General features: G+C 66.8%; 24 protein-coding genes. 12 read left to right on the top strand and 12 right to left on the bottom strand.

Annotation, left to right across the window (positions count from 1 at the left end; genetic code table 11):
- Positions 1-57: 57 nt before the first annotated feature.
- On the bottom strand, positions 58-1,458 hold the full coding sequence (locus ACQKIE_RS06040) for a TolC family outer membrane protein (protein WP_427456866.1): 1,401 nt from the start codon (positions 1,456-1,458) through the stop codon (positions 58-60).
- Between the two features lie 34 nt (positions 1,459-1,492).
- Positions 1,493-2,152 carry a protein-L-isoaspartate O-methyltransferase family protein gene (locus ACQKIE_RS06035; RefSeq protein WP_427456864.1) on the bottom strand — a complete coding sequence of 220 codons (660 nt, stop codon included), beginning with the start codon at positions 2,150-2,152 and terminating at the stop codon, positions 1,493-1,495.
- Between the two features lie 327 nt (positions 2,153-2,479).
- Between ACQKIE_RS06035 and ACQKIE_RS06030 the strand changes: the two genes are divergently transcribed.
- The 3 genes from ACQKIE_RS06030 (at position 2,480) to ACQKIE_RS06020 (ending at position 4,881) form a co-directional block, all read left to right on the top strand.
- The gene (locus ACQKIE_RS06030; RefSeq protein WP_427456862.1) at positions 2,480-3,145 is read left to right on the top strand and encodes a TetR/AcrR family transcriptional regulator; all 666 of its coding nucleotides are present in this window, start codon (positions 2,480-2,482) and stop codon (positions 3,143-3,145) included.
- 98 nt (positions 3,146-3,243) lie between these two features.
- Positions 3,244-3,816, top strand: a complete 573-nt coding sequence (locus ACQKIE_RS06025) for a ferritin-like domain-containing protein (protein WP_427456860.1) — start codon at positions 3,244-3,246, stop codon at positions 3,814-3,816.
- A gap of 45 nt (positions 3,817-3,861) precedes the next feature.
- Positions 3,862-4,881, top strand: coding sequence for a DUF2333 family protein (locus ACQKIE_RS06020; RefSeq protein ID WP_427456858.1), 1,020 nt, complete (start codon positions 3,862-3,864; stop codon positions 4,879-4,881).
- A gap of 60 nt (positions 4,882-4,941) precedes the next feature.
- Here the strand turns inward: ACQKIE_RS06020 and ppa are convergent, their stop codons facing one another.
- The 6 genes from ppa to ACQKIE_RS05990 all read right to left on the bottom strand — a co-directional run bounded on the left by ppa (position 4,942) and on the right by ACQKIE_RS05990 (position 12,214).
- Positions 4,942-5,475 carry an inorganic diphosphatase gene (ppa, locus tag ACQKIE_RS06015; protein ID WP_427456856.1) on the bottom strand — a complete coding sequence of 178 codons (534 nt, stop codon included), beginning with the start codon at positions 5,473-5,475 and terminating at the stop codon, positions 4,942-4,944.
- Positions 5,476-5,561: 86 nt separating this feature from the next.
- A complete protein-coding gene (locus tag ACQKIE_RS06010; protein ID WP_427458385.1) occupies positions 5,562-7,640 on the bottom strand; it encodes a prolyl oligopeptidase family serine peptidase in 2,079 nt (692 codons plus the stop codon).
- A 160-nt stretch (positions 7,641-7,800) separates the two neighbouring features.
- Positions 7,801-9,849: a sodium-translocating pyrophosphatase gene (locus tag ACQKIE_RS06005; protein WP_427456854.1), complete on the bottom strand. Its 2,049-nt coding sequence runs from the start codon at positions 9,847-9,849 to the stop codon at positions 7,801-7,803.
- Between the two features lie 90 nt (positions 9,850-9,939).
- Positions 9,940-10,335, bottom strand: a complete 396-nt coding sequence (locus ACQKIE_RS06000) for an RcnB family protein (RefSeq protein ID WP_427456852.1) — start codon at positions 10,333-10,335, stop codon at positions 9,940-9,942.
- Between the two features lie 15 nt (positions 10,336-10,350).
- Positions 10,351-10,779: an RcnB family protein gene (locus ACQKIE_RS05995; protein ID WP_427456850.1), complete on the bottom strand. Its 429-nt coding sequence runs from the start codon at positions 10,777-10,779 to the stop codon at positions 10,351-10,353.
- A 148-nt stretch (positions 10,780-10,927) separates the two neighbouring features.
- The gene (locus ACQKIE_RS05990) at positions 10,928-12,214 is read right to left on the bottom strand and encodes an amidohydrolase family protein (RefSeq protein WP_427456848.1); all 1,287 of its coding nucleotides are present in this window, start codon (positions 12,212-12,214) and stop codon (positions 10,928-10,930) included.
- 78 nt (positions 12,215-12,292) lie between these two features.
- On the opposite strand from ACQKIE_RS05990, the gene ACQKIE_RS05985 reads away from it, so the two are divergent.
- On the top strand, positions 12,293-13,507 hold the full coding sequence (locus ACQKIE_RS05985) for a putative DNA modification/repair radical SAM protein (protein WP_427456846.1): 1,215 nt from the start codon (positions 12,293-12,295) through the stop codon (positions 13,505-13,507).
- A 2-nt stretch (positions 13,508-13,509) separates the two neighbouring features.
- Positions 13,510-14,928 (top strand): UdgX family uracil-DNA binding protein, encoded by a 1,419-nt coding sequence (locus ACQKIE_RS05980; protein ID WP_427456844.1) that lies wholly within the window; start codon positions 13,510-13,512, stop codon positions 14,926-14,928.
- Positions 14,929-15,049: 121 nt separating this feature from the next.
- Here the strand turns inward: ACQKIE_RS05980 and ACQKIE_RS05975 are convergent, their stop codons facing one another.
- On the bottom strand, positions 15,050-16,306 hold the full coding sequence (locus ACQKIE_RS05975) for a 6-phosphofructokinase (protein ID WP_427456842.1): 1,257 nt from the start codon (positions 16,304-16,306) through the stop codon (positions 15,050-15,052).
- A 201-nt stretch (positions 16,307-16,507) separates the two neighbouring features.
- Between ACQKIE_RS05975 and ACQKIE_RS05970 the strand changes: the two genes are divergently transcribed.
- The 6 genes from ACQKIE_RS05970 (at position 16,508) to ACQKIE_RS05945 (ending at position 23,025) form a co-directional block, all read left to right on the top strand.
- Positions 16,508-17,089 (top strand): adenylate kinase, encoded by a 582-nt coding sequence (locus tag ACQKIE_RS05970; protein WP_427456840.1) that lies wholly within the window; start codon positions 16,508-16,510, stop codon positions 17,087-17,089.
- Between the two features lie 32 nt (positions 17,090-17,121).
- On the top strand, positions 17,122-18,480 hold the full coding sequence (gene mpl / locus ACQKIE_RS05965; protein ID WP_427456838.1) for a UDP-N-acetylmuramate:L-alanyl-gamma-D-glutamyl-meso-diaminopimelate ligase: 1,359 nt from the start codon (positions 17,122-17,124) through the stop codon (positions 18,478-18,480).
- Between the two features lie 10 nt (positions 18,481-18,490).
- A complete protein-coding gene (locus tag ACQKIE_RS05960) occupies positions 18,491-19,093 on the top strand; it encodes an LON peptidase substrate-binding domain-containing protein (protein ID WP_427456836.1) in 603 nt (200 codons plus the stop codon).
- Between the two features lie 11 nt (positions 19,094-19,104).
- Positions 19,105-19,923: an SDR family oxidoreductase gene (locus ACQKIE_RS05955; protein WP_427456834.1), complete on the top strand. Its 819-nt coding sequence runs from the start codon at positions 19,105-19,107 to the stop codon at positions 19,921-19,923.
- Positions 19,924-20,129: 206 nt separating this feature from the next.
- A complete protein-coding gene (locus ACQKIE_RS05950) occupies positions 20,130-21,467 on the top strand; it encodes a sigma-54 interaction domain-containing protein (protein ID WP_427456832.1) in 1,338 nt (445 codons plus the stop codon).
- A 307-nt stretch (positions 21,468-21,774) separates the two neighbouring features.
- Positions 21,775-23,025 carry an acetylornithine/succinylornithine family transaminase gene (locus ACQKIE_RS05945; protein WP_427456830.1) on the top strand — a complete coding sequence of 417 codons (1,251 nt, stop codon included), beginning with the start codon at positions 21,775-21,777 and terminating at the stop codon, positions 23,023-23,025.
- A 143-nt stretch (positions 23,026-23,168) separates the two neighbouring features.
- On the opposite strand, the gene hemL is transcribed toward ACQKIE_RS05945, so the two are convergent.
- Both hemL and thiE read right to left on the bottom strand, forming a co-directional pair.
- On the bottom strand, positions 23,169-24,446 hold the full coding sequence (gene hemL / locus ACQKIE_RS05940) for a glutamate-1-semialdehyde 2,1-aminomutase (protein ID WP_427456829.1): 1,278 nt from the start codon (positions 24,444-24,446) through the stop codon (positions 23,169-23,171).
- Complete coding sequence (gene thiE / locus ACQKIE_RS05935; RefSeq protein ID WP_427456828.1) at positions 24,443-25,090, bottom strand: thiamine phosphate synthase; 648 nt, start codon at positions 25,088-25,090, stop codon at positions 24,443-24,445. Before thiE ends, hemL begins: the two co-directional genes overlap by 4 nt.
- Before the next feature lie 72 nt (positions 25,091-25,162).
- Here thiE and ACQKIE_RS05930 point away from each other — a divergent pair, with 72 nt between their 5' ends.
- The gene (locus ACQKIE_RS05930) at positions 25,163-25,354 is read left to right on the top strand and encodes a rubredoxin (protein ID WP_036116149.1); all 192 of its coding nucleotides are present in this window, start codon (positions 25,163-25,165) and stop codon (positions 25,352-25,354) included.
- A gap of 247 nt (positions 25,355-25,601) precedes the next feature.
- On the opposite strand, the gene ACQKIE_RS05925 is transcribed toward ACQKIE_RS05930, so the two are convergent.
- A complete protein-coding gene (locus tag ACQKIE_RS05925) occupies positions 25,602-26,045 on the bottom strand; it encodes a DUF192 domain-containing protein (RefSeq protein WP_427456827.1) in 444 nt (147 codons plus the stop codon).
- Between the last annotated feature and the right edge of the window lie 253 nt (positions 26,046-26,298).

The following is a 26,298-nucleotide window of genomic DNA, read 5'->3' as shown; positions in this document are numbered from 1 at the left end:
AAAAAAAACGGGCCACATGGTGGCCCGTTCTTCAACGCACGGCACGTCCGCTTCGCGTTACTGCAGCAGCGCGTTCACCGCTTCGAGGTCCTTCACGTCCACCGTGCCGGCCGTCTGCTTCAGCAGCAGCTTGTCGAGGATGAACTGGTGGCGGGCCTGCGAGTAATCGCTGAGTGCCTGCGTGAGGTTCTGCTGCGCGATCAGCACGTCGACGATCGTGCGCGTACCCACTTCGAAGCCGGCCTGCGTCGCGTCGCGTGCGCTCTCCGACGACTCCACCGCGGCCTTGGTCGCCTCGACCTTGCTGATGCCGGCAACGACCGAGCGATAGAAGTTCAGCGTGTCGCGGACGACCTGGCGGCGCGTGCCTTCCAATGAGTCCTGCGCGGCGTCGCGCTGGTAGATCGACTGGCGAACCCGCGACTGCGTGGCGCCGCCGGAGAAGATCGGCACGTTGAGCGTGAGGCCGACGGTGGTGCCGCCGCGACCGTTGCCGCCGTTGCCCAGCGTACCGGCCGTGGTGGCGGTACCGGCATTCTGCGTCCAGGCCGTGGTCTTGCTGTAGCCGAGCGTGGCGTCGATCGTCGGCAGGTGGCCGGCGCGCGCGGACGAAATGCTGTGCTCGGCCGAGTCGACGTTGTACTGCGATGCGATGATCGACGGGTTGTTCTTCACCGCTTCGGCCACCCAGGCCTTCGGATCGTTCGGCGACGGCGCTTCCATCGGCAGCTGCTCGCGCAGCTTCTTCAGGTTGTCGGCGGGCTTGCCGGTGATCTGGGTGAGCGCTTCGCGCGAGTCGGCCAGCGTGTTCTCGGCCGTGATGACGGCGGCGACCGCGGTGTCGTGCTGAGCCTTGGCATCCTGCACGTCGGTGATGGCGGAGAGGCCGACGTCGAAGCGCTGCTGGGCCTGCTCGAGCTGGCGCGCGAGTGCCTGTTCGTTCGCCTTGGCGAAGGTCAGCGCGTCGTCGTTGGTCAGCACCTGGAAGTATGCCGTGGCCACGCGGGTAGCGAGCTGCTGCAGGGCGGCCTCGTAAGTGGCGTCCTGCGCCTGCGACGACGACTTCGCCGCCTTCAAGTCGGAGTAGCGGCTGAGGTCGAGCACGCTCTGGTTGATCGTGGCGCTGACGTCGCGGGTGCGCGTGTGGCCGGCATCGCCGGTGAGGACCGGGTTGCCCGCGCCGTCGACCACCGGGTTGCCGGCGGCGTCGGTGACGAACGAGCGCGACGGACCGTTCGGGTCGCTCTGGTTGAGGCTGAGCTGCGCGTTGACCTGCGGCAGCAGCAGGGCGCGTGCCTGGACCACGCCCTCGCCCGTGGCGAGGCGGTTGGAATCGGCCTGCGACAGCACCGGGTCGTTGGCCCGGGCCTGCCGGTAGGCGTCGAGCAAGTCTTCCGCCTGGCTCGCGAAAGGCATCGCAGCCAGTGCCAGCGCGACGGTGAGCAGCTTCAAGCGCATGGTTTCGCCTTGTAAGTGATGGGTAGCTGGTGGGTCAGAGCACGAAGCGCTTCACCGGCGCGGCATGCGCCAGGTACGGCAGGTCCGTTTCGAACAGCGACTCCTCGCGAAAGCGCCCTTCACCCTCATGGGTGAGCAGGACCGCCGTCTGCGCGGGGGAATCGCCGCGTACCACGAACATGCGTCCGCCCGGCTTCAGCCAGCGAACGAACTTCTCGGGAACGGCATGCACGGCGCCCGTGACCACGATGGCGTCGAAAACGCCCGCCGGGGTGTAGCCGTTGACGGCCTCGGCCGTTTCCAGCGACACGTTCGCCACGCCCGCGGCGGCGAGGCGCGCACGCGCGGCCTCGACGAAATCGGCATGCATGTCGATGCTGGTGACCTTGCTGGCGAGGCGGGCGAGGCAGGCGGTGAGGTAACCGGACCCGGTGCCGATCTCGAGCACCTCGTCGACCTTGTTGAGCGCGAGGGCCTGGAGCACGCGACCCTCGATCACCGGCTTCATCATCACTTCGCCGTGGCCCAGGGGCAGGGTGAGGTCGGCGAAGGCGACGTTACGGTGGGCCGGCGCGACGAAATCCTCGCGGCGAACGCTCTTCAGGGTATCGAGGACATCGGCGTCGAGGACTTCCCAGGGACGCACCTGGTTCTCGACCATGTTTTGCCGGGCCTGCTCGAAATTCATCGCCATGGTGGTATTCCGTACGAAAGCTGCAAAAAGATTCGGAAGGATAAGCGCTTAGCGCCCGTTTTCCCAATAGCTCAAGGCTGCGGTGCCGGTGCCCCGGGACGAAGTGCCGGAAGTCACCGGACGGGACTGACGGAAGTCATGCCCGAGTCGCGCCGGATGGCCTCAGGTACCTGAACAACCCTTGGCGTCGGGCCCCGATCCCATGGGGAACCGCCGTTGCACCCCCATTTACCATTCTAAGGTAGACGAGGCGCTCAGGACCCTGCTGGAAATAACTGAACCGCCGCGTATAATAAAGTCATAATCTCTGTTTGTGAAGGTGCAGCCATGAACGCCAGCCCGAAACTCAAGACCCAGGGCCCCGGGCGTCCGAAGGACATGGAGAAGCGCGCGGCCATTCTCGACGCGGCCAAGGCGCTCTTCACCCAGGGCGGTTTCGCGGGTACCAGCATGGACGCCGTCGCGGCGTCCGCGGGCGTGTCCAAGCTCACTGTCTACAGCCATTTCGGCGACAAGGACAACCTCTTCCGCGAGGTCATCCGCGCCCATGTGCAGGAGCGCCTGCCGGACGACCTGTTCGACTTCAGCCAGGGCGCCGACATCCGCGCCACGCTGACCAACATCGCCAGCCGTCACGCGGCCATGGAAACGAATACGGAGTCCGTCGGTACCTTCCGCGCCATCCTTTCCGACTGCCACTCGGGCGGCAATCCCCGTTTCGGCCGGCTGGTGTGGGAAGAAGGCCCGGTGCGCATGCACAAGCTCATGCAGCGCCTGCTCGAAGGCGCGGCCGCGCGCGGCCAGCTCGACATCCCCGACGTTTCCCGCGCCACCACGCAGTTCCTGGCCCTGCTCAAGGGCGACCTGCTGATCCGCCGCCTGTTCGGCTGCGAAGACTGCGCCGTGCAGTTCGCCGAAGAGGTCAAGGCCAATGCCCTGGCCGCGGTGGACATGTTCATGCGCGCCTATTCGCCGCGCAACGTCAGCGTCTGACCGGGCGGATGCCTTAAACGGCCCGATCCTTCACCGGGATTTCCCGCCCGGAGCCCTACCGTCCTCGTCTTCCCAGTCCCATCCCCAGGAGACGAGGCATGTCGGTATCCAAGCCCTTCATCAGCGATATTGAGAACATCCGCAAGCGCGCCCGCGAGCACATCGACAACGGCGCGGTGACGTCCGGCTACCGCGCGGATCGCGAAACCGTGATCAAGCTGCTCAACGAGGCGCTCGCCACGGAGCTGGTTTGCGTGCTGCGCTACAAGTACCACTACTACATGGCGCCGGGCATCCATTCGCAGAGCGTCAAGGCGGAATTCCTCGAGCACGCGAACGAGGAACAGGCGCACGCCGACCGCATCGCCGAGCGCATCACCCAGCTCGACGGCACGCCCAATTTAAATCCGGACGGCCTGCTTTCCCGCAGTCATGCCGATTACGTGGAAGGCACCACGCTGGTCGACATGATCAAGGAAGACCTCGTCGCCGAGCGCATCGCCATCGACAGCTACCGCGCGATCGTGCAGTACATCGGTGACGACGACCCGACCACCCGTCGCATCATGGAAGACATCCTCGCGCAGGAGGAAGAACACGCGGAGGACATGGCCACCCTGCTGGAGAACCTCGGCGCGAAGGGCGACACCGCGGCGCCTTCGGCGCATTGAGCAAGGTAAGCTAGGCGCTCACGTTCGCGACGAAAAGGAAGGCCCATGAATGCGACCGCCACCCCCGCGCCGGCACGTCGCCGGCGTAACCCGCTCGGCCTGGCGATCGCCTTGCCGTTGGCCTTCCTGATCCTGCTGGTCCTGGTGCTCATGTGGTGGTGGGACAAGGAGCCCGCGCCATTCGACCCCGTCGCGGTCACCACGACACACATGAAGGACATCGGCCGGCCGATGAGCACCGGCGCGGTCACGACGTACACGCTGATCCGCTCGGTCGAAACCTTGATGGACAAGCGCGGCGGTTACCTGAGCAACGACAGGTTGCCGCCCGGCGTGTTCATGGACAACGTCCCCAACTGGGAATTCGGCTCGCTCACCGCCTCGCGCGACCTGGCGCGCGCCTTGCGCAACGACTTCAGTCGCTCGCAGACGCAGTCCACCGAGGACAAGGATCTTGGCGAGGCCGATCCGCTGCTCAACAGCCCCAACGATCGCTGGCTGCTGCCCAGTTCGGAATCGCAGTACGGCAAGGCGGTGGACGATCTCGGCAATTACCTCTCGCGACTGTCCGACGCCGCGGATTCGAACGCGCACTTCTACGCGCGCGCGGACAACCTCGCCGACTACCTGCAGACGGTGTCGGCGCGCCTGGGCTCGCTGTCGCAGCGTCTGTCGGCCAGCGTGGGGCAGCTGAAAGTGGATGCCGCGCCGGATGCGGCCGTTGGCGCGAATGCCGGGCCGGCGAAAGCGATCTACGTGAAGACGCCCTGGTCGAAGATCGACGACAACTTCTACGAGGCCCGCGGCTACACCTGGACCTTGCTGGAGCAACTGAGGGCGATCCGCCACGACTTCGCCCCGATCCTGCGCAGCAAGAATGCCGACGCGAGCCTGCAGCAGGTGATCCGGGAGCTGGAAGAATCGCAGAAGTCGCTGGGCAGCCCGGTGGTGCTGAATGGCTCGCCGTTCGGCTTCTTCGCCAACCACTCCCTGGTGATGGCCAACTACGTGTCCCGCGCGAACGCGGCGATCATCGACTTGCGCGCATTGCTCGGCCGCGGCTGAGAGACCCTGCGAGCCAGCGGCGCGCCCGGAAGGCGCGTCCGCGGCCCCGCAACGCTGCGCTTAGTTGTCGGCCTTGTAGCGGCCCATGCCGGCCGTGATCTCGGCCTTGGCCTCGTCCGCGCCAACCCAGCCGTCGACCTTCACCCACTTGCCCTTCTCGAGATCCTTGTAGTGCTCGAAGAAGTGGCCGATGCGCTCCAGCCAGTGGCCGGACACCTGCTTGATGTCACGGATGTGCGCGTAACCGGCGAAGACCTTCTCGACCGGCACCACGACGAGCTTCTCGTCGGCACCCGCTTCGTCGGTCATCTTGAGCATGCCGACCGGATGGCAGCGGATCACCGAGCCCGGCACCAGCGAGAGGGGGAGGATCACCAGGGCGTCGAGCGGGTCGCCGTCGCCGCCCAGCGTGCCCGGCACGTAGCCGTAATTGCACGGGTAGCGCATCGGCGTGGAGAGGATGCGGTCGACGAAGATCGCGCCGCTTTCCTTCTCGACTTCGTACTTGACCGGCTCGGCATCCTTCGGGATTTCGATGATGACGTTGATTTCGTCCGGCACGTTGCGGCCGGCGGAAACGAGGTGCAGACCCATGGGGTTCCTTGATTCTTCTAGGGGTTAGGCGGGCCGTATAGGATACGGCCCGCCCACCCCGGGGGGAACCCTGGGGCCGCCAGGTCCTACTTCAGGTGTTCCCAGAGGTAGGTGTACGCCAGGGCGTTCATGAAGGCCGACTGCTTGTTGTCCGCCGCCGCGCCATGGCCGCCCTCGATGTTCTCGTAGAAGCTGGCGTCGAAGCCCATGGCCTGCATGCGCGCGGCCATCTTGCGGGCGTGCACCGGGCCCACGCGGTCGTCGCGGGTCGAGGTGGTGAACAGCACCGGCGGGTACGTCGTGCCCTTATGGAGGTTGTGGTACGGCGAGAAGGTCTGGATGTACTTCCATTCCTCCGGCTTGTCCGGATCGCCGTATTCGGCCATCCAGGACGCGCCAGCCGACATGTGCGGGTAGCGCTTCATGTCGAGGAGGGCCACCTGGCTCACCACGGCACCGTACAGCTGCGGGTACTTCGTCAGCATGTTGCCGGCGAGGAGGCCGCCGTTGCTGCCGCCCATCATGCCCATGTGCTTGGGGCTGGTGATCTTGCGGTCGATCAGGTCCTGCGACACCGCGGCAAAATCCTCATAAGCCCGCGGCCGATTGGCCTTCAGCGCCGCCTGGTGCCAGCGCGGGCCGTACTCGCCGCCGCCGCGGATGTTCGCCACGACGTACACGCCGCCCTTCTCCAGCCAGGCACGACCCACGCCCGCCGAATACATCGGCTGCAACGGGATCTCGAAACCGCCATAGCCGTAAACCAGGGTCGGATTGCGGCCATCCGCCTTCATCGACTTCGGCGCGATCTCGAAATAAGGCACCTTCGTGCCGTCCTTCGAGGTGGCGAAGTGCTGGCTCACCACGTATTTCGAGGCATCGAAGAACGCGGGACTGTGCTTCAGCGCCTCGCGATCGCCGTGGCCAAGCACGCCGTAGTACAGCGTGGTCGGCTGGAGGTAACCCGACACGGTGAGGAAGTACTCGTCGCTGTCGTCGGCGTCGATGCCCGCGGCCTGCATGGTGCTCAGCGCGGGCGCGCCACCCAGGACCTCGTTCTTCCACTCGCCCTTGGCGGACGGCGTGAGGATGCGCACCTCGTTCACCACGTCGCGCATCACATTGAGGATCAGGTGGTGCCGCGTCCACGAATGGCCGGACATCGAGGTGTGCTCGTCCGGCGTGAACAGCACGACGATGTCGCGCTTGCCCGCCATGAAGTCGTCGAAGTTCGCCGCCAGGAGCGAGCCGGAAGGATAGGTCTTGCCGCCCACCGTCCAGGCCGTGCGCAGCTCGACCAGTAGCCATTCGCGCTCGACATCGGTCTCGGCATCGTTCGGCACGTCGATCTTCGTGAGCTTGCCGTCCTTGCCACGCAGGAAGGTCTCGCTGTTGTAGAACTCCAGCGCGCGCGACACGAAGTCGCGCTCGTAGCCCGGCGTGCGATCGCGGAAGGCCCAGATCGACATGTCGGTCTTCTTGCCTTCGTACACCGTGGTCGCGGACGAGAGGGGCGTGCCACGCTTCCACTCCTTCACGATGCGGGGGTAGCTCGAATCGGTCATGGAACCGGGGCCGAAGTCCGTCGCCACGTAAAGATGGTCGTCGTCGATCCAGGCGACCTGGCTCTTGGCTTCCGGCAGCGTGAAGCCGTCCTTCAGGAAGGTCTTGGTCGTGAGGTCGAACTCACGGACCACGTCGGCGTCGGCACCGCCGCGCGAAAGCGAGACGAGGCACCTGCGGTAATCCGGCTTGAGGCACTGCGCGGCGTGCCACACCCAGTTTTCCTTTTCCGTCGCGGCGAGCGCGTCGAGATCGATCACGGTTTCCCACGCGGGGGATTCCTTGCGGTACTCCGCCAGCGTCGTGCGCCGCCAGAGGCCCTTCGGATGCTGCTTGTCGCGCCAGAAGTTGTAGTAGTGGTCGCCGATCTTGCTGACCATCGGGATCTTCGCCTCGGAATCGAGCACCTCGAGGATGCGCGCGTCCAGCGTCTTGAAATCCTGGCCCTGGGCATACTTCGCCACGGTATCGGCGTTGCGTGCCTTGACCCATTCAAGCGGCTTTGCGCCGTCGATGTCGTCGAGCCAGAGGTTTTCGTCCTCGGCGCCGGCCTGACTGGCGGGCGAGGGAGCGGTCTTCGGGGTGTCGGTGGCGTGTGTCATGCCACAGAAGGTAAGGGCGAGGGCCAGCGCAATCCAGCGTCGATGCATCGGTTCGTTTCCGTATGTGGAGCGGAATCCGGACCTTAGCTCAGCGATCGGCTTGGCGAAGCCATGACTTCCGGCAGGGGCGCTCCCTATCGGGAGCGCCCCCCATGCGGGATCAGAGCAACGGAATCAGCAACAGCGCCACGATGTTGATGATCTTGATCAACGGATTCACCGCGGGGCCCGCCGTGTCCTTGTACGGATCGCCAACGGTGTCGCCCGTCACCGCCGCCTTGTGGGCGTCCGATCCCTTGCCGCCGAGATGGCCGTCTTCGATGTACTTCTTGGCGTTGTCCCAGGCGCCGCCGCCGGTGGTCATGGAAATGGCGACGAAGAGACCGGTGACGATGGTGCCGATCAGCACGCCGCCCAGGGCCTGCGCCCCGGCCAGCGGTCCACCCAGCCATTTGAAGCCGAAGATCACCACGACCGGCACGAGTACCGGCAGGAGCGACGGCACCAGCATCTCGCGGATGGCGGAGCGGGTCAGCATGTCCACCGCGCGCGAGTAGTCCGGCTTGGTGGTGCCCTGCATGATCCCGGCGATCTCGCGGAATTGGCGGCGCACTTCCTCCACCACCGCCCCCGCTGCGCGACCGACCGCTTCCATCGCCATGGCGGCGAAAAGGTAAGGGATGAGGCCGCCGATCAGCAGGCCGATGATCACGTAGTGGTTCGACAGGTCGAACGTCACCGGCGTGCCGCCGAAATGCAGGCCGAGGTTATGCGTGTAATCGGCAAAAAGCACCAGCGCGGCAAGGCCGGCCGAGCCGATGGCGTAGCCCTTGGTCACGGCCTTGGTGGTGTTGCCTACCGCGTCCAGCGGGTCCGTCACACCGCGCACCTCGGCCGGCAGTTCGGCCATCTCGGCGATGCCGCCGGCGTTGTCGGTGATCGGGCCGTACGCGTCGAGCGCCACGATCATGCCCGTCATGCTCAGCATCGCCGTGGCCGCGATGGCGATGCCGTAAAGGCCCGCCAGCGCGAAGGCTCCCCAGATCGCCGCGCAAACGGCGAGCACCGGCAGCGCGGTGGATTTCATCGAGACACCCAGGCCGGCGATGATGTTGGTCGCGTGGCCCGTGGTGGACGATTGCGCCACGTGACGCACCGGCCGGTATTCGGTAGCGGTGTAGTACTCGGTGATGACCACCATGGCGCCGGTCAGCACGAGACCGATGAGCGTGCAGCCGTAGATGCGGCCCGGCCCCGCGCCAGAGTCGGCCATCAGCGCCTGCGTGATCGGCCAGAAGGCGATGGCCGCGAGTACGCCAGACACGGCCACGCCCGCGTACAACGCGTTCATGATCTTGCCGCCGCGCGTCTTCACGAAGTACGTGCCGATCACCGAGGCGACGATCGACGCGCCGCCGAGCACCAGCGGGAAGAGGACGCCGTTCGGCCCGACTTCCGCCGCCATCACGCCGCCCAGCAGCATCGTGGCGATCAGCGTCACGGCGTAGGTCTCGAACAGGTCGGCGGCCATGCCGGCGCAGTCGCCGACGTTGTCGCCCACGTTGTCGGCGATCACGGCCGGGTTGCGCGGGTCGTCCTCGGGAATGCCGGCTTCCACCTTGCCCACGAGGTCGGCACCCACGTCGGCACCCTTCGTGAAGATGCCGCCCCCAAGGCGCGCGAAGATCGAGATGAGCGAGGAGCCGAAGGCGAGGCCGACCAGCGAGTGCAACACGTGCGTTTGCTCATACCCCATGTGGGTGAGCACGCCGTAATAGCCGGCCACGCCGAGCAGGCCAAGGCCCACGACCAGCATGCCGGTGACGGCGCCGCCACGGAAGGCCACTGCGAGGGCAGAAGAAAGGCCGCTCCTGGCGGCCTCGGCGGTACGCACGTTGGCACGAACCGAAACGTTCATGCCGATGTAGCCGGCGGCTCCCGAGAGGATCGCCCCCAGCGCGAAGCCGATCGCGGTACCCCAGTCGAGGAAGATGCCTATGAGAAGGAAAAGTACGATGCCGACGACACCGATGGTGGCGTACTGGCGGTTGAGGTAAGCGCGGGCGCCTTCCTGGATGGCAGCGGCGATCTCCTGCATGCGTTCGTTGCCCGGCGATCTCGCCAGTACCCAACTGACCGACAGCGCGCCGTACAGAATCGCGACGACCGCACATGCCAGCGCGATCCATAAACCGTACTGTTGCAGCATCGAAGCCTCCCCGAATTGTGGGAGCCCAACATGGGGCCCGGCACGAGTATAGGCAGGGGAGGCTTCGAATGCCGTTGTGCGCTGCGGAACTTACTGCGAGACGATGTCCGCGATGATGCCGGTGGCGATCGCCACGAGCAGCAGGTCGTTGTTGTCCGCGCGCACCCAGTGGTAACCGCGCGGCGGTGCCCGCAGGTGGCGCACGCGGTAATCGTTCACGATGACGACGCGCCCGTCGTAGCGGTGACCGCGTTCCCAATGACCGCCCGGACCCGGGTGCCAGTCGCCGCGATGGTTGTCGTGTCCGTAGTGATTGCCGTTGTCGTGGTGGTCGCGGCGATCGTCATGCCGGTTGTCGTGATGGTCATCGTGGCGGTCGTCGTGCCAGTCGCGATGGTCCTGCACCGGAGCCGGCGCGAAAGCGAAGGCCGGGGCGATAACGCCGGCGGCGGCGAGGGAGAAAACCAGCTTGCCAAGGATCTTCATGAGGTGTTTCTCCGATCAGCGGGTGGCGATGTCGAGGATGACGCCGGTGGCGATGGCCACGAGCAGGAAGTCGTTGTTCTCACGAACCCAGTGGTAGCCCCGCGGCGGCGGACGCAGGCGGTAGCTGCCGTAGTCGTAGACAACGACGTGGCGCCCGCCGTAGCGGTGGCCGCGCTCCCAGTGGCCGTAGTGGCCGTAATAACGCGGCGCCGGGTGGTGGTAGTACACCGGGGCCGGACGGTAATAGCCGTGGCCATGCCCGTAGTAGCGCGGCGGCGGACCACGATGCCCGTGCCAGCCGTTGTCGTGGCGCCAGCGACCGCCGTCGCGACGGTCATCGTGCCCGTGGCGGCCGCGATCGTGGCCGTGATGATCGTCGGCGAAGGCCGCGGTGGTAGCGACCATCGCGAGGGCGGCGAAGGCGGTGCGCAGCATCGTTTTCATTCCTGTCTCCCGGTGCGATCGTCACGCCGCGCGTCACGCGGCCGATCGACGATTCGGATGCTAGGAAGGCGAGGCTGAACGCGAAGTCCTACGAATCGAAAGTCCCGCGAAAGCGTTCACTGTCGCGACAGCTATTGAACCGCCGGGTTCAGGAAATCGACCCCGGCCGGAACTCGAGAGTGAGCTCTGACGGGCGTTCCGGCAGGTCTAGGCGTGCAAGCCGTTCAGGTGAGCGGGACAGGATTCGACCTTCGCGGACCACCAGCAGGCGGTTCGCCCTGAGCCGGATCGCTTCATGCACGTCACCGGCCTGCAGCAGCAGGAAGTCCGCGCGGTTTCCGGGGGCGAGACCGTAATCGTCCAGGCCGAGCACGCCCGCCGCGTGCGTGGTGACGGCGTCGAAACATCGCGCGACGCCCTTGGTGGATGTCATCTGCGCCACGTGCAGGCCCATGTGCGCCACGTCCAGCATGTCGGCGGCACCCATGCCGTACCAGGGATCCATCACGCAGTCGTGCCCGAAGGCGACGTTGACGCCGGCATCCATGAGTTCCGGGACGCGGGTCATGCCTCGTCGCTTCGGGTACGTGTCGTGGCGGCCCTGCAGCGTGATGTTGATGAGCGGGTTCGCGATGGCATGCACGCGGGCTTCCGCGATCAGCGGCAGCAGCTTGGACACGTAATAGTTGTCCATCGAATGCATCGACGTCAGGTGCGACGCGGCGACACGGTCCTGCAGCCCGGTGCGGATCGTTTCCGCCGCCAGCGTCTCGATATGCCGCGACAGGGGGTCGTCGGACTCGTCGCAATGCATGTCCACGCGCAGGCCGCGGTCGGCGGCGAGCTCGCACAACCAGCGGATCGAGTCAGCTCCGTCGGCCATCGTCCGTTCGAAGTGCGGGATGCCCCCGACCACGTCCACGCCCATGTCCAACGCGCGGACGAGATTGGCGCGGGCGGTCGGCGCGCGCAACAGGCCGTCCTGCGGGAAGGCGACCAGCTCCAGGTGCAGGTAGGGCGCGACACGACGCTTCACGTCGAGCAGTGCCTCGGTGGCGAGCAGGCGGTCGTCGCAGACGTCGACGTGGCTGCGGATCGCCAGCAGGCCTTGCGCCACGGCCATGTCGCAGTAGGCCATGGCGCGGTCCGCCAGGGCCTGCTGGGTCAGGTCCGGCTTCAGCTCGCCCCAGAGCGCGATGCCTTCCAGAAGCGTGCCCGAGGTATTCAGCCGTGGCAGGCCCAGCGACAGCGTGGCGTCCATGTGGAAGTGCGCGTCGACAAAGGGCGGGCAGACCAGGCGCCCGGCGGCGTCGATCTCCTCCGCGCCCCGCACCGGCAATGCCGGCTCGATCGCGGCGAACCGCCCGCCCTCGATGCCGACGTCCACGTCGATACGGCCGTCGGGCAGGTTGGCGTGGCGGATGACGAGGTCCATGGGGGGCTCCTTGGTGAGGCGACGATCATAACGGTCTTCACGCGCGCGGCAGGGCGTTTTGGCACCATGAATCTCCCCATGAACGTCACCGAAAAGCTCGCCATCCTCGCCGACGCCGCGAAATACGATGCATCCTGCTCGTCGAGCGGCGGTAAGGGCCGCAACTCGCTCAAGAGCGGCGGCATCGGCTCGACCGAGGGCATGGGCATCTGCCATGCGTATGCGCCCGACGGGCGCTGCATCTCGTTGCTGAAGATCCTGTTGACGAATTTCTGCGTGTACGACTGCGTGTACTGCGTGAACCGGCGCAGCAGCAACGTGCAGCGGGCACGCTTCACGGTCGAGGAAGTCGTGGAGCTCACGCTGGCGTTCTACCGCCGCAATTATATCGAGGGGCTGTTCCTCTCCTCGGGCATCATCCAGTCGCCCGACTACACCATGGAACAGCTGGTACGCGTCGCGCGCACCCTGCGCACGGAACACCGGTTCGCGGGCTACATCCATCTCAAGACCATCCCCGACGCCGCGCCCGAGCTGATCGATGCCGCGGGCCGATGGGCCGATCGCCTCAGCATCAATGTCGAGATGCCTACTGAAGGCGGACTCAAGGCGCTCGCGCCGGAGAAAGACCTGGGCGACATTCGCAGCGCCATGGGACGACTGCGCCTTTCGATCGACGAGGCGAAGGCCGAGAAGAAGGCGCCGCGTTTCGCACCGGCAGGGCAGAGCACGCAGATGATCGTCGGAGCGGATGCCGCTAGCGATCGCGACGTCCTCGCAGCGAGCACGAACCTCTACACAAACTACCACTTGCGCCGCGTGTACTACTCGGCCTTCAGCCCGATACCGGACTCGTCGAAGATCCTGCCGCTGAAGCCGCCGCCGCTGGTGCGCGAGCACCGCCTGTACCAGGCGGACTGGCTCATGCGCTTCTATGGTTTTGCCGCCGACGAAATCGCGCCGCCAGGCGACGACGGCATGCTCTCCCTCGACGTCGATCCCAAGCTCGCCTGGGCATTGCGCCATCGCGAGCGCTTCCCGGTGGACGTGAACCGCGCATCGCGCGACATGCTCCTGCGGGTGCCGGGCCTCGGTGTGAAAACCGTGGACAAGATGATCGCCATGCGCGCGCATCGGCGCATCCGCTACGACGACCTCGTCCGTCTGCGCGTGCCGGTGAAGAAGGTCGCACCTTTCGTCGAGACGGTGGATTACCGTCCGCGCGGCGACTGCGACAGTCCTGCATTGCGTCGCGACTTGCGCGAACCGGCCCAGCCGGACCTCTTCGGCTGACGATGCTCGTCGTCACGCTCGACGATCCCTCGGACCTCGAGGCGTGGCGCGCGAAGGCCAGGGCGCTGCTGCTCGCTGAAGTGGCGCCTGCCGATGTCGAGTGGCGCACCGGCGATGCCGGCGGGTTGTTCGGAAGCGACAGCGCCATCCCGCCAGCGCGCCGGGACAGCGTGCCGGCGGTTCCGCGTGTTTTCCTTGGCCTTGCCGGCGCAGTGCTGGCGCATCGCGATCCGCGCCGTCACGCCACGCTCTACCGCATGCTCTGGCGCATCGCGCACGGCGAGAGGGAACTGTTGCGCATCGCCACCGACGACGACGTGGCGTGGGCGGCGACCTGCGCGCGCCAGGTCAGTCGCGACATGCACAAGATGAAGGCGTTCGTGCGGTTCCGCGAAGTGCGCCACGGCGAGGACAGCGTCTATGTCGCGTGGTTCGAGCCGGAGCACGACATCGTCGCGCGTGTCGCACCATTCTTCGTCCGACGCTTTACGGGCATGCACTGGTCCTTGCTCACGCCATCACGCAGCGCGCACTGGGACGGCGCCACCCTCGTCGTCGGGCCGGGCGCCGAGCGCGCCGACGCGCCGTCGGAGGACGCCCTGGAAGACCTCTGGCGGACGTACTACGCGAGCATCTTCAACCCGGCCCGGCTGAAGGTGGACGCGATGCGCCGCGAGATGCCGGTGAAGTACTGGAAGAACCTGCCGGAAGCGCGGCTCATCCCCGAACTGGTGCGCGATGCGCTGCCGAGGATGCAGGCGATGGTGGACAAGCAACCGACGGTGCCGAGGAAGAAGGTGACGCCCCTGCAGAAGGCGGCGGCGGCCGCGCCCGAGGGCAGCATCGCGGCGTTGCGCAAGCAGGCGCGCGATTGCCGCGCGTGCGACCTGTGGAAGCCGGCCACGCAAACGGTCTTCGGCGCGGGGCCGTCGGATGCGCGCATCGTCGTGATCGGCGAGCAGCCGGGCGACCAGGAAGACCTTTCGGGCAAGCCTTTCGTCGGCCCTGCGGGGAAATTATTCGATCGCGCGCTGGAAGCGGCCGGCATCGATCGCGGCCAGCTCTATGTCACCAATGCGGTGAAGCATTTCAAGTTCGAGCCGCGGGGCAAGGTGCGCCTGCACAAGCGTGCGAACGCCGTGGAGCAGGCGGCGTGCCGGCCGTGGCTGGCGGCGGAGATCGACCGCATCGCCCCTGACGGCATCGTCTGCATGGGCGCGATGGCGGCGCAGGCGGTGTTCGGTTCGTCGTTCCGGCTGATGGCGCAGCGCGGGGAGTGGCTGACGTTGCCCGACGGGCGCAAGGCGCTGGCGACCGTCCACCCGTCCTATCTGTTGCGCCTGCCCGACCACGAAGCGCGCGAAGCCGGGTTCGCCGACTTCGTGCGTGACCTGAAGCTCATCCGCAAAGTGTTGGCTTGAGGCGGCTCGTATCGCCGACAGGGTCGGCTCCCACCAAGCATCGCTCCGATCCAATGGTCGTTGTCTCGAGGGCTCCGGGTTCGCGGGCTCGGTGGGAGCCGACCCTGTCGGCGATGCCAGGTCACCCCACCGTGAACTTCCGCAGCTTCTTCGACACCGGCGCGTTCTTCAATGTCACATACACCGGCAGGCCGTCCGGTCCGTACGGCGGCGGTGCTTCGCCCTGGATCAGCGGTGCCAGGTAGCGTCGCGCGGCGGCGGTGATGCCGAAGCCATCCTTCGAGATGAAATTCTTCGGCATCTTCTTCTCGTGGTTCGCGATCTTGTCCAGCGGCGCCGCCTCGATCTTCCACTTGTACGGCTCGTCGGACGTGCGCACGATCACCGGCATCACCGCGTTGAGACCTTCCGCCGCGAACTCCACGGCCTTCTTCCCCACCGCGTAGGCCTGCTCGAGGTCCGTCTTCGAGGCGACGTGGCGCGCCGAGCGCTGCAGGTAGTCGGGCAGGGCCCAGTGGTATTTGTAGCCGAGCTTCTCGCGCACCAGCGCGGCGAGCACTGGCGCGGCGCCGCCCAGCTGGGCGTGGCCGAAGGCGTCGCGCGCACCGGATTCCGCCAGGAACTTCCCGTCGCTGCCCTTGACGCCCTCGGATACGACGACGGTGCAGTAGCCGATCTTTTCCACCGTGCCCTTCACCTTGGCAAGGAAAGCCTCGGGATCGAAGACATTTTCGGGAAAGAGGATCACGTGCGGCGGATCGCCCGCCGCCGAGCCCGCCAGGCCCGCCGCCGCGGCGATCCAGCCGGCATGGCGGCCCATCACCTCGATGATGAAGACCTTGGTCGACGTGTCCATCATCGATACGACGTCCAGGCTCGCCTCGCGCACGGCGATCGCCGTGTACTTCGCCACCGAGCCGAAGCCCGGGCAGGTGTCGGTGACCACCAGGTCGTTGTCGATGGTTTTCGGGACGCCGATGCAGTTGACCTGGTAACCAAGCGCATGGCCGATCTTCGAGACCTTGTTCGCCGTGTCGGCCGAGTCGTTGCCACCGTTGTAGAGGAAGGTCCGGATGTCGTGCGCCTTGAACACTTCGATCAGGCGCTCGTATTCGGCACGGTTCTCTTCCAGCGACTTGAGCTTGTACCGGCACGATCCGAAGGCGCCGCCAGGCGTGTGCTTCAGCGCGGCGATGTTGGCCTTGGCCTCCTTGGTCGTGTCGATCAGCTCCTCGCGCAGCGCGCCGAGGATGCCGTTGCGCGCGGCATAGACGGGGATGCCCTTGTCGCGTGCTGTCTCGATCACGCCCGCGGCGGTGGCATTGATGACGGCGGAGACACCGCCCGACTGGGCGTAGAGGAGTTTGCCGGCGGCCATGCTTCGGGTCCTTCTGGTGGTCGAAGGTCCCAGCGTAACGCGCCCCGCGTCGTGGCGCCTTGAAGGCCCTCGCCCGCGGTGCCGCCTACACCCCTAGCATGTCGGCCGTTTGACGCGGCGGCGCCCCTGCCGTTACCTTGGGACCCATTTTTCTCGTGTCCGACGGGCGGGTTTGCCGTCCGTCCGGCGATTGGAGCATCCATGCGACTCGTGCTATTCGGCGCCCCCGGTTCGGGCAAGGGCACCCAGGCGGCCCGCCTCAAGCAGGACCTGGGCATCCCGCACATCTCCACAGGCGATCTCCTGCGTGCGGAGATCAAGGCCGAGAGCGAGCTGGGCAAGAAAGCGAAGAGCATCATGGATGCCGGCCAGTTGCTGTCCGATGACATCATGCTCGGCATCATCGAGGACCGCCTCGGCCAGGCCGACGCGAAGCCCGGCTTCATCCTCGACGGCTACCCGCGCAACCTCGCCCAGGCCGAAGCCCTCGACGCCGTGTTGGCCCGCATCGGCCAGCCGCTCGACGTGGTGATCAAGCTCGACGTGCCGAACGAGGCGATCGTCGACCGCTGCGTGGTCCGCTTCAACAAGGAAGGCCGCCCGGACGACAATCCGGACACGGTGAAGAAGCGCCTCGCCATTTACGCCGACCAGACGGCTCCGGTCGCGGCGTTCTATGAGAAGCGCGGCAAGCTCAAGGTCGTGGACGGCGTCGGGGAACTCGACGACGTCACCGCCCGCATCAAGACGGCCCTCGGACAGACCACCGCCGCCAGCGCCTGACCAACGGCCCGGCCGAAACGACCAGCTCCCGCATGCGCGTCCATATCCTCGGTATCTGCGGCACCTTCATGGGTGGCGTCGCCGCGCTTGCGCGCGAACTCGGCCTGCAGGTCGAAGGGTCGGACGCCAACGTCTACCCACCCATGAGCACGCAGCTCGAAGCATTGGGCATCGGCCTGATGCAGGGCTACTCGGCCGCGCACCTCACGCCGGCCCCGGACCTGGTCGTGGTGGGTAACGCCATGACGCGCGGCAATCCGGCCGTGGAATACATGCTCGACGAGGGCATGCGCTACATCTCCGGGCCACAGTGGCTCGGCGAGACGCTGCTCGGCGGCCGCGACGTGCTGGCGGTCGCGGGCACGCATGGCAAGACCACGACGACGAGCCTGTTGGCGCACCTGCTGGAATCGGCGGGACTGTCGCCCGGTTTCCTCATCGGTGGCGTGCCGGGCAATTTCGACGTCTCCGCCCGGCGCGGCGAGGGCAAGCCCTTCGTCATCGAGGCGGACGAATACGATTCGGCGTTCTTCGACAAGCGCTCGAAGTTCGTGCACTACCGACCGCGTATCGCGATCCTCAACAACCTCGAGTACGACCACGCGGACATCTTCCCGGACGTGGCCGCGATCCAGCGTCAGTTCCACCATCTCGTGCGCACCGTGCCGGGCAATGGCCGGCTGATCGTCAACGCCGAGGATGCCTTCCTCGCGGAGGTGCTGGCGATGGGCGCCTGGACGCCGGTGGAAACCTTCGGCGTCGACACCGGCGACTGGCGGGCGGAACTCATCGCCGCCGACGGCTCGCATTTCCGCGTGCATCGCGCGGGCGTACTGCTCGGCGACGTCCGCTGGGCGTCGCTGGGCCGGCACAACGTGATGAATGCATTGGCCGCGCTCGCCGCGGCCGCCGCGGCAGGCGCCGATCCGGTGGCCCTGCTTCCGGCTTTCGCGGACTTCACCAGCGTCAAACGGCGCATGGAGGTCATCGGCGTGGCGCGTGGCGTCACGGTGTACGACGATTTCGCCCACCACCCCACCGCGATCGCCACGACCCTCGCGGGACTGCGCGCGAAAGTCGGCAACGCGCGCATCCTCGTGGCGCTCGAGCCGCGTTCGAACTCGATGCGACTGGGCGCCCATGCCGATGCGCTCGCCCCGTCGCTGGCGGACGCCGATCGCACGGTGTTCCTGCATCGCCCGGAGTTGGCGTGGGACGCCGGCAAGGTCACGTCGGCCCTGGATGGGCGCGGCAGTACCGCCTCGACGGTGGATGACCTGGTCGCCGCGCTCCTCGCTGAAGCGCGCGAGGGCGACCATGTCGTCTTCATGTCCAACGGCGGTTTCGAGGGCGCGCCCCGCCGCTTCTTCACGGCCTTGGACGCGGGTTAGACTGCCGGGCATGGCCGCGACGACGCCCGCCCTCGACCTTCCGCTGTTTCCCTTGTCGAACGTCCTCTTTCCGGGCGGTCACCTGCAGCTGCGCATTTTCGAGCCCCGTTACATCGACCTCGTCCGGGAATGCGCGCGCACGGGACGCGCGTTCGGCGTGTGCATGATCCTCGAAGGCCGGGAGGCGGGGCAGCCTGCCGTGCCGGCCGCCGTGGGCACGCTGGCCACGATCACCGACTTCCACACGCGCGACGACGGCCTGTTGGGCATCGTCGCCGAGGGCGGCCGCCGCTTCCGCGTCACGCGCACGCGCGTGCGCTCGGATGGACAGGTGCGCGGCGACATCGCCACCTGGGCGGACGAGGAAACCCTTCCGCTACCCGCGGAGTTCGGCCTGCTGGCCACGATCCTCGAACGGCTCGCGGAGCAGATGGGACCGCCGTGGCGCCACGACGTATCCGCGCGCTCGGACGACGCGAGCTGGGTCGGCTTCCGCCTTTCCGAGCTGCTGCCGCTGGACGCCAACGAGTGCCAGCACATGCTCGAACTCGATGATCCCTTGCAGCGGCTGGCCGAGCTGCGCGACATCCTTCCGCGATTCCAGCGAGCCTGAGGCACACCCCCATGAACACCCTCGCCGGCAAGACCCTCTTCATCACCGGCGCGTCGCGCGGCATCGGCCTGGCCATCGCCCTGCGCGCCGCGCGTGACGGTGCGAACGTCGTGATCGCCGCGAAAAGCAACGTGCCCAACCCGCGCTTGCCCGGCACCATCCACACGGCGGCCGCGGCTATCGAGGCCGCCGGCGGCACGGCGTTGCCGCTCAAGGTCGACATCCGCGAGGAAGCCGAAGTGCGCATGGCCGCGGCTACCGCGGCGGAACGCTTCGGTGGCATCGACATCGTCGTGAACAACGCCAGCGCCATCTGGCTCGCCGGTGTGGAACACACGCCGATGAAGCGCTTCGACCTGATGCACGAGGTCAACACGCGCGGCACCTTCCTCACCACGCAGGCCTGCCTGCCGTTCCTGAAGCAAGCCGACAATCCGCACGTGCTGATGTTGTCTCCGCCACCCAGCATCGATCCGCGCTGGTACGCGCCCCATGTTGCCTACACCATCGCGAAATTCGGCATGAGCCACTGCGTGCTGGGGATGGCCCCGGAGTTCGCGCCGCTCGGCATCGCCGTAAATGCCCTGTGGCCGAAGACGGTGATCGCCACGGCGGCCATCGCCATGCTGGGCGACACCGTGGACGCCGCGCACTGTCGCAAGCCCGACATCGTCGCCGACGCGGCCCATGCGATCCTCACGAGACCCTCACGCGCGTTCACCGGGCGCTTCCTCATCGACGAAGAGGTCCTTCGCGAAGAGGGCGTCAGCGACTTCGAAGGCTATTCGGTGGTTCCGGGTAACCCGCTGCTTCCCGACCTGTTTTTATAGCTATCGCGACAACTATGAACGGTGTGAAGAGGCTAGCCCGTTTGGTGTATGGCCGCTTGCGGTGACCCGGTATAACGTCGACCCGTCGTCCGCGCTGGTCGCGAGCGACGAAGTGGGGCTTGCCGGCCTGCAGGGGTGCCGGCGGCGGGTCCGGAGCTGAACCCGCGAAGCCGACAGCAGGCCACGAAACTGGGTGAGGAGCGGGCATGTCGCGCGGGGAATCGACGGGTCGTTGCGTCGTTTGGATTGGAAGGCCGAGCGTTGAAGAACACTTCGGACTGATCCGCGCAGGATGGCGCACTTTGGTCGCCGACCCTGCAAGGAACGGCGCCGAACTTCCCGAGTGCGGCAACGGCGCCATCGCCGTGGTGGACCTTCGCACGAAGGCCCAGGCCGCTGTCCGTATTCTCGATGACCTTCGCCAGACCTATCCCGGCATCGCCTGGATCGGCCTCACCGGGTCGCATACACAGGCCGCCGATCCTTCCGTGCGCCACGTGCTGCCGCACGCGTTCGAGGTCATCGACGGGCCGTCTTCCCTCGGCGCGTTGCGCCAGGCGCTCGCTCGCATCCCGGGCGACTCGCCCCTTCCTCGCGACGACGACTCGCCGAGTCTTCTTACCGGCAACAGCCCGGCCATCCGCGCGTTGTCGCAGAACATCCGTAAATTCGCACCCGTGGAGCTGCCGCTGCTGATCACCGGGGAAACCGGCACCGGCAAGGAGATGGCCGCGCGTGCGCTGCACGATCTGTCGGCCCGGCACGCAAAGCCGTTCGCGGCGATCAACTGCGGCGCGTTGCCGGCGAACCTCGTCCAGTCCGAATTGTTCGGGCACGAACGCGGTGCCTTCACCGGCGCCACCGCGCGACGGATCGGTCACTTCGAATCGGCCGACGGCGGCACCGTCTTCCTCGACGAGATCGGCGACCTGCCGCTGGACGCGCAGACGAATCTGCTGCGTGTCCTGCAAGAAGGCACGATCGATCGCATCGGCAGTTGCACCTCGATCAAGGTGAACGTGCGCGTGCTCGCGGCGACGCACGTCGACCTGGAGAAAGCCGTGGCGCAAGGACGCTTCCGCGAAGATCTTTTCTACCGGCTGAATGTGCTGCGCCTGCGCATGCCGCCGCTGCGCGAACGCAATGGCGACATCGAACTGCTGGCACAGCATTTCCTCGACAGCTTCCGCGAAAGCTACGGCACCCGCGCACGCGCCTTCAGCTCGAGCGCGCGCAAGGCGATGAACGCGTTCTCCTGGCCAGGAAACGTGCGCGAACTGATGAATCGCGTGCAGCGGGCGGCGGTGATCGCCGACGACGCGCTGATCACGCCGGAAGACCTGGAACTCACGGTGGACAATCCGCTGGGCGACCGCGACAGCCTCGGCAGTGCACGCACGTCGGCCGAGCGCGAGGCGATCGTCGACTGCCTTCGGGCAAGCGCGTTCAACATCAGCGAATGCGCCCGGCGCCTGCGCGTGTCCCGCGTCACCGTCTATCGTCTCTGCAAGAAGCATCAACTGGCCCTCGACCAACTTCGCTGAGTCCGAAGAAAAGAAAACTCCCGGTCCTCTGGGAGGACCGGGAGTTTCCCCATTCGTCGTCCGGCTTGGCAGGGTCGTCGGGCGAACGAACTACGCGGCTTCACAGGGCCTTGTCCCCAAAGGGGAGCAAGCGCCGTGCCATGGGAAAGCTCCTTTGATTCGCAAGGAATTTCCCCACGTGCGCTCCGCGAGGGCCGTTCAGCCTGTGTAGCGACCTGTAACAGCACGTTGCATCGGCGGAACACGGCATCCGTTGTCGACGCCGCCCGCGCCTTATACGATGCCTTTCCTGATTGGAGTCGCTTCAATGTCGTCGTCGCACCCCGTGGAACCTTCCGAGCTGACCGCCCTGGGCAAGCGTTACTGGCTTTCCGTCTACCGCCCCCGCGATGTCGTGCTCGACCACGGCAAGGGGGCGCGGGTGTGGGACACGGAAGGCCGGGACTACCTCGACTTCGGCGCTGGCATTGCCGTGAATTCGCTGGGCCACCAGGACCCCGACCTCGTCGACGCGCTGGTCGCGCAGGCGCACAAGCTCTGGCACGCGAGCAACGTCTTCTATTCCGAGCCGCCGTTGCGCCTTGCGCAGGAACTGGTGGAGCGGGCGCCGTTCGCCGAGCGTGTCTTCCTGTGCAATTCCGGAACCGAGGCAAACGAGGCGGCGATCAAGCTCGTGCGCAAGTGGGCCGCGTCGCAGGGCAGGGCGCCGGAGAACCGCGTCATCGTCACCTTCCAGGGCTCCTTCCACGGCCGCACCCTCGCCGCGGTCACCGCGACGGCACAGCCGAAGTACCAGGAAGGCTACGAGCCGTTGCCCGGCGGCTTCCGCTACGTGCCGTTCAACGATCCGGCGGCGCTGGAAGCGGCCTTCGCCCAGGGCGGCGTCGCGGCGGTGATGCTGGAGCCGGTGCAGGGGGAGGGTGGTGTGATGCCGGCCGCCCCCGGATTCCTGAAGACCGTCCGCGAGTTGTGCGACGCGCACGGCGCGCTGATGGTGCTCGACGAGATCCAGTGCGGCATGGGCCGCACTGGCATGCTCTTCGCCCACAGCCACGACCATGTCACGCCCGATATCGTCACGCTCGCCAAGGCCCTGGGCGCCGGTTTCCCGATCGGCGCCATGCTGGTGGGCCCGAAGGTGGCGGACGTGATGCAGTTCGGTGCGCACGGCACCACATTCGGCGGCAACCCAATGGCTGCCGCAGTGGCACGCGTGGCGCTGGCGAAGATCGCCTCGCCCGCCGTGCTGCTCAACGTGGAACGCCAGGGCAACGACATCCGGGCGGGCCTCGCGAGGATCGACGAGGACCTCCAGCTCTTTTCCGAGGTGCGCGGCCGCGGTCTGATGATCGGCGCGGTGCTCGATACGCCATACAAGGGGCGGGCGGGCGAGATCCTGGACCTGGCCGCCGCCCACGGCCTCCTGATCCTGCAGGCCGGCCCGGACGTGCTCCGTATCGTCCCGCCGCTGACGATCACCGACGAGGAAACCGCCGAGGGCCTGGAGCGCCTCGAAGCGGCGCTCACTGCGTTCGCAAGGGAATCCAAGGTCGCCTGACGGCGACATCCCCCAAAGGATCTGCCGCCGCGCCCGCCGCGCCGCGCGCCGCGCGCCGTTCGGTGGGAGCCGACCCTGTCGGCGATGGGTGCTCGTCGCAAGCCCCCATCGCCGAGAGATTGGCCTCCCGCCAGCCACGTCCCTTACAACGTCGCGAACACCGCCCGCGCCGCCGCGATCGTCGCCTCGATTTCCTCGTCCGCGTGCGCGCTCGACATGAAGCCCGCCTCGAATGCCGACGGGGCGAGGTACACGCCGCGCTCCAGCATGCCGTGGAAGAAGCGGTTGAACCGGGCCACGTCCGCGGCGGTGGCCTGCGCGTAGCTTTCCACCGTCTCACCGGTGAAGAACAGGCCGAACATCGCCCCGACGCGATTGACGCTGAAGGGAATGCCCGCCTCGCGCGCCGCGCCGAGGATGCCGTCGGTGAGCCGCACGGTGCGCGCGGCGAGATCCTCGTGGAATCCCGGCGCATGGATCAGCTCGAGCATCGCCAGGCCCGCGGCCATGGCTACCGGATTACCGGACAGCGTGCCCGCCTGGTAGATCGGACCCGCCGGCGCCACCTGCTCCATGAGGTCGCGCCGGCCGCCGTAGGCACCGACCGGCATGCCGCCGCCGATGATCTTGCCGAAGCATGTGAGGTCCGGCGTGATGCCGTAATGCGCCTGCGCACCGCCGAGTGCCACGCGGAAACCCGTCATCACCTCGTCGAAGATCAGCAGCACGCCGTGCGCCGTGCACAGTTCGCGCAAGGCCTGCAGGTAGCCGTCCTTGGGCGGGATGCAATTCATGTTGCCCGCCACCGGCTCGATGATCAGGCCAGCGATATCGTCGCCCTGCGCGGCGAACAGTTCGCGCGCCGCCTCGATGTCGTTGAACGGCAGGGTAAGCGTCAGGTCGGCCGCGGCCTTGGGTACGCCTGGCGATGTCGGTACGCCAAACGTGAGCGCGCCCGAGCCGGCCTTCACCAGGAAACTGTCGCCGTGGCCGTGGTAGCAGCCCTCGAACTTCACGATCTTGCCGCGGCCGGTGGCGCCGCGCGCGAGCCGGATCGCCGACATGGTGGCCTCGGTTCCCGAGTTCACCATGCGTACCATCTCGACCGAGGGAACGATCGAGACGATGGTCTCGGCCATGGTCACTTCGGCGGCGCAGGGCGTGCCGAAGGAGAGGCCGTCGCGCACCGCGCGTTCCACCGCTTCGCGTACGGCCGGATGGTTGTGGCCCACGATCATCGGGCCCCACGACCCGACGTAGTCGATGTAGCGGTTGCCTTCGACGTCCCACAGGTAAGCGCCGTCGGCACGCGCGGTGAAGAACGGTTCGCCGCCCACCGACTTGAAGGCGCGCACGGGCGAGTTCACGCCCCCGGGCAGCAGCTGTCGGGCGCGGGCGAAGAGTTCGTGGTTCGTGGTCATCGAATGAGTCCGGGACGTGGGTCGAAAAGGTCGGCGAGGCGACGCGTCGCCGTCTGGATGTCCGGCGCGGCGAAGATGGCGGAGACCACCGCGAGGTAGTCGGCGCCCGCGTCGATCAGCACCTGCGCATTGTCGGCGGTGATGCCGCCGATCGCCACGACCGGAAGTCCCAGGGTCGCCGCCTGCGTCACTACGTCATGCGAAACGACGGACGCGCCGGGCTTCGTCGTGGACGGGTACATGGCACCGAAGGACAGGTAGTCGGCGCCTGCCGCATGCAGATGGCGGGCGCGTTCGATGGACCCGTAACAGGACACGCCGATGATCGCCTCTGGACCGAGCTGCTCCCGGGCAGCCTCGACGGACACATCTTCCTGCGACAGGTGAACCCCGCCGCCCGTCTCGCGGGCCAGTGCGACGTCGGCATCCACAATGAACGGGACTTCATAGCGTGCGCAGATGCGCGAGATCTCGTCCGCTTCGGAGCGCCGGCGCTCGGCGTCCGTCGTGCCGTCGCGGTATTGCAGCAGGCGGGCACCCCCGGCGAGGGCGGCCTCGACCGCGGCGAACAGGTCGTCGCGCGGTCCGTCGGTGATGGCATAGATGCCCTTGCCCGTGGGCCGGGAGCGTAGGAGCGTAGTCATGGGATTCCTTGGGTTTGGGCGCCGGGGGTGACAGAATGAGGGACTACCCGCACGATGACTACACGCAAAACCATGAGCCAGAGCACCGAAACCACCCTTCGCAAATGGATGTGCGTCGTTTGCGGCTTCATCTACGACGAAGCGCTGGGCCTGCCTGATGAAGGTATCGAGCCGGGTACCCGGTGGGAAGACATCCCCGATACCTGGACCTGCCCGGACTGCGGCGTCACCAAAGACGACTTCGAGATGGTCGAACTGGACTGACATCCCTGTCCGACCGGTTTCCGGGATGGGGCTGACATCATTTCGCCCCATCTCGCCAGCGATAACGCAGGAAAACCTGCTTCCATGGTCCCCAGGCCGCACGCAACGTGCGCCGACATGCGGAGGAAGCAGTCATGCAGCGGTTCATTCCCTTCGACGACCAGTGGGACGAGCTCGCGGGGATCGATCCGGCCCTGCTGGTCCCCTATCACGTCGGCGTGCCTTGCGAGCACCGGCTTTCGCCGGATCAGCGGACGTTGCCGGGCTCGTCTTCGACGGTGAGCGGCTCGCCCAGCTTGAGACCCAGCTTGCCCGCCGTACCTGCCGCCACTTCAAGGACGTAGCGGGCGCTTCCGTCGCTCGGATAGATCGCGCACGGGTCGGCCTTGCACGGCTGCGCGTTCAATTGCATGGAGACGAGCTTCCTCTCCTTGTCGAAGTAGAGGATGTCGAGCGGGATGAGCGTGTTCTTCATCCAGAAGGCGCGTGGCTGCTCGTCGGTGAAGATGAAGAGCATGCTGTGGTCCGCGGCAAGCGCCGTGCGGTTCATCAGGCCCAGCTCGCGCGACGCGTCGTCGGTGGCGAATTCGGTGGAAAACCGCTTGCCGTGCAGCGTCACGGATGGTTCGGAGGCGGCGTGTACGCCGAGCGAGAGCAGTAGCAGTGCAACCGGCAGGAACCGCTTCGACATCGTCTGACCTTATTAGTGTGGAAGGGATGCGCGGAGTCTAGCGCGCGCGAATCTTTCGAAAAGATGTCGAGACCCCCTTCACACCGACGCGTGGTCAGCCTATACTTTCAATCCCTCGCGACGAAAGCCTCCCAGCGAAGGGTTCCGCAGCGTCGACCACCTCGAAAAAAGCTTCACGAGGGTGTTGACGGACAGGAAAAACGATATAGAATGGGCGGCTCACCTCGGGACGAAATGTTCAGAGGGCGACAGC

It is taken from the genome of Luteibacter sp. NPDC031894 (assembly GCF_050273135.1).
Lineage (GTDB): Bacteria > Pseudomonadota > Gammaproteobacteria > Xanthomonadales > Rhodanobacteraceae > Luteibacter.
Note: the sequence above shows the minus strand (reverse complement) of the source record. Positions and strands in the feature narration are given on the sequence as shown.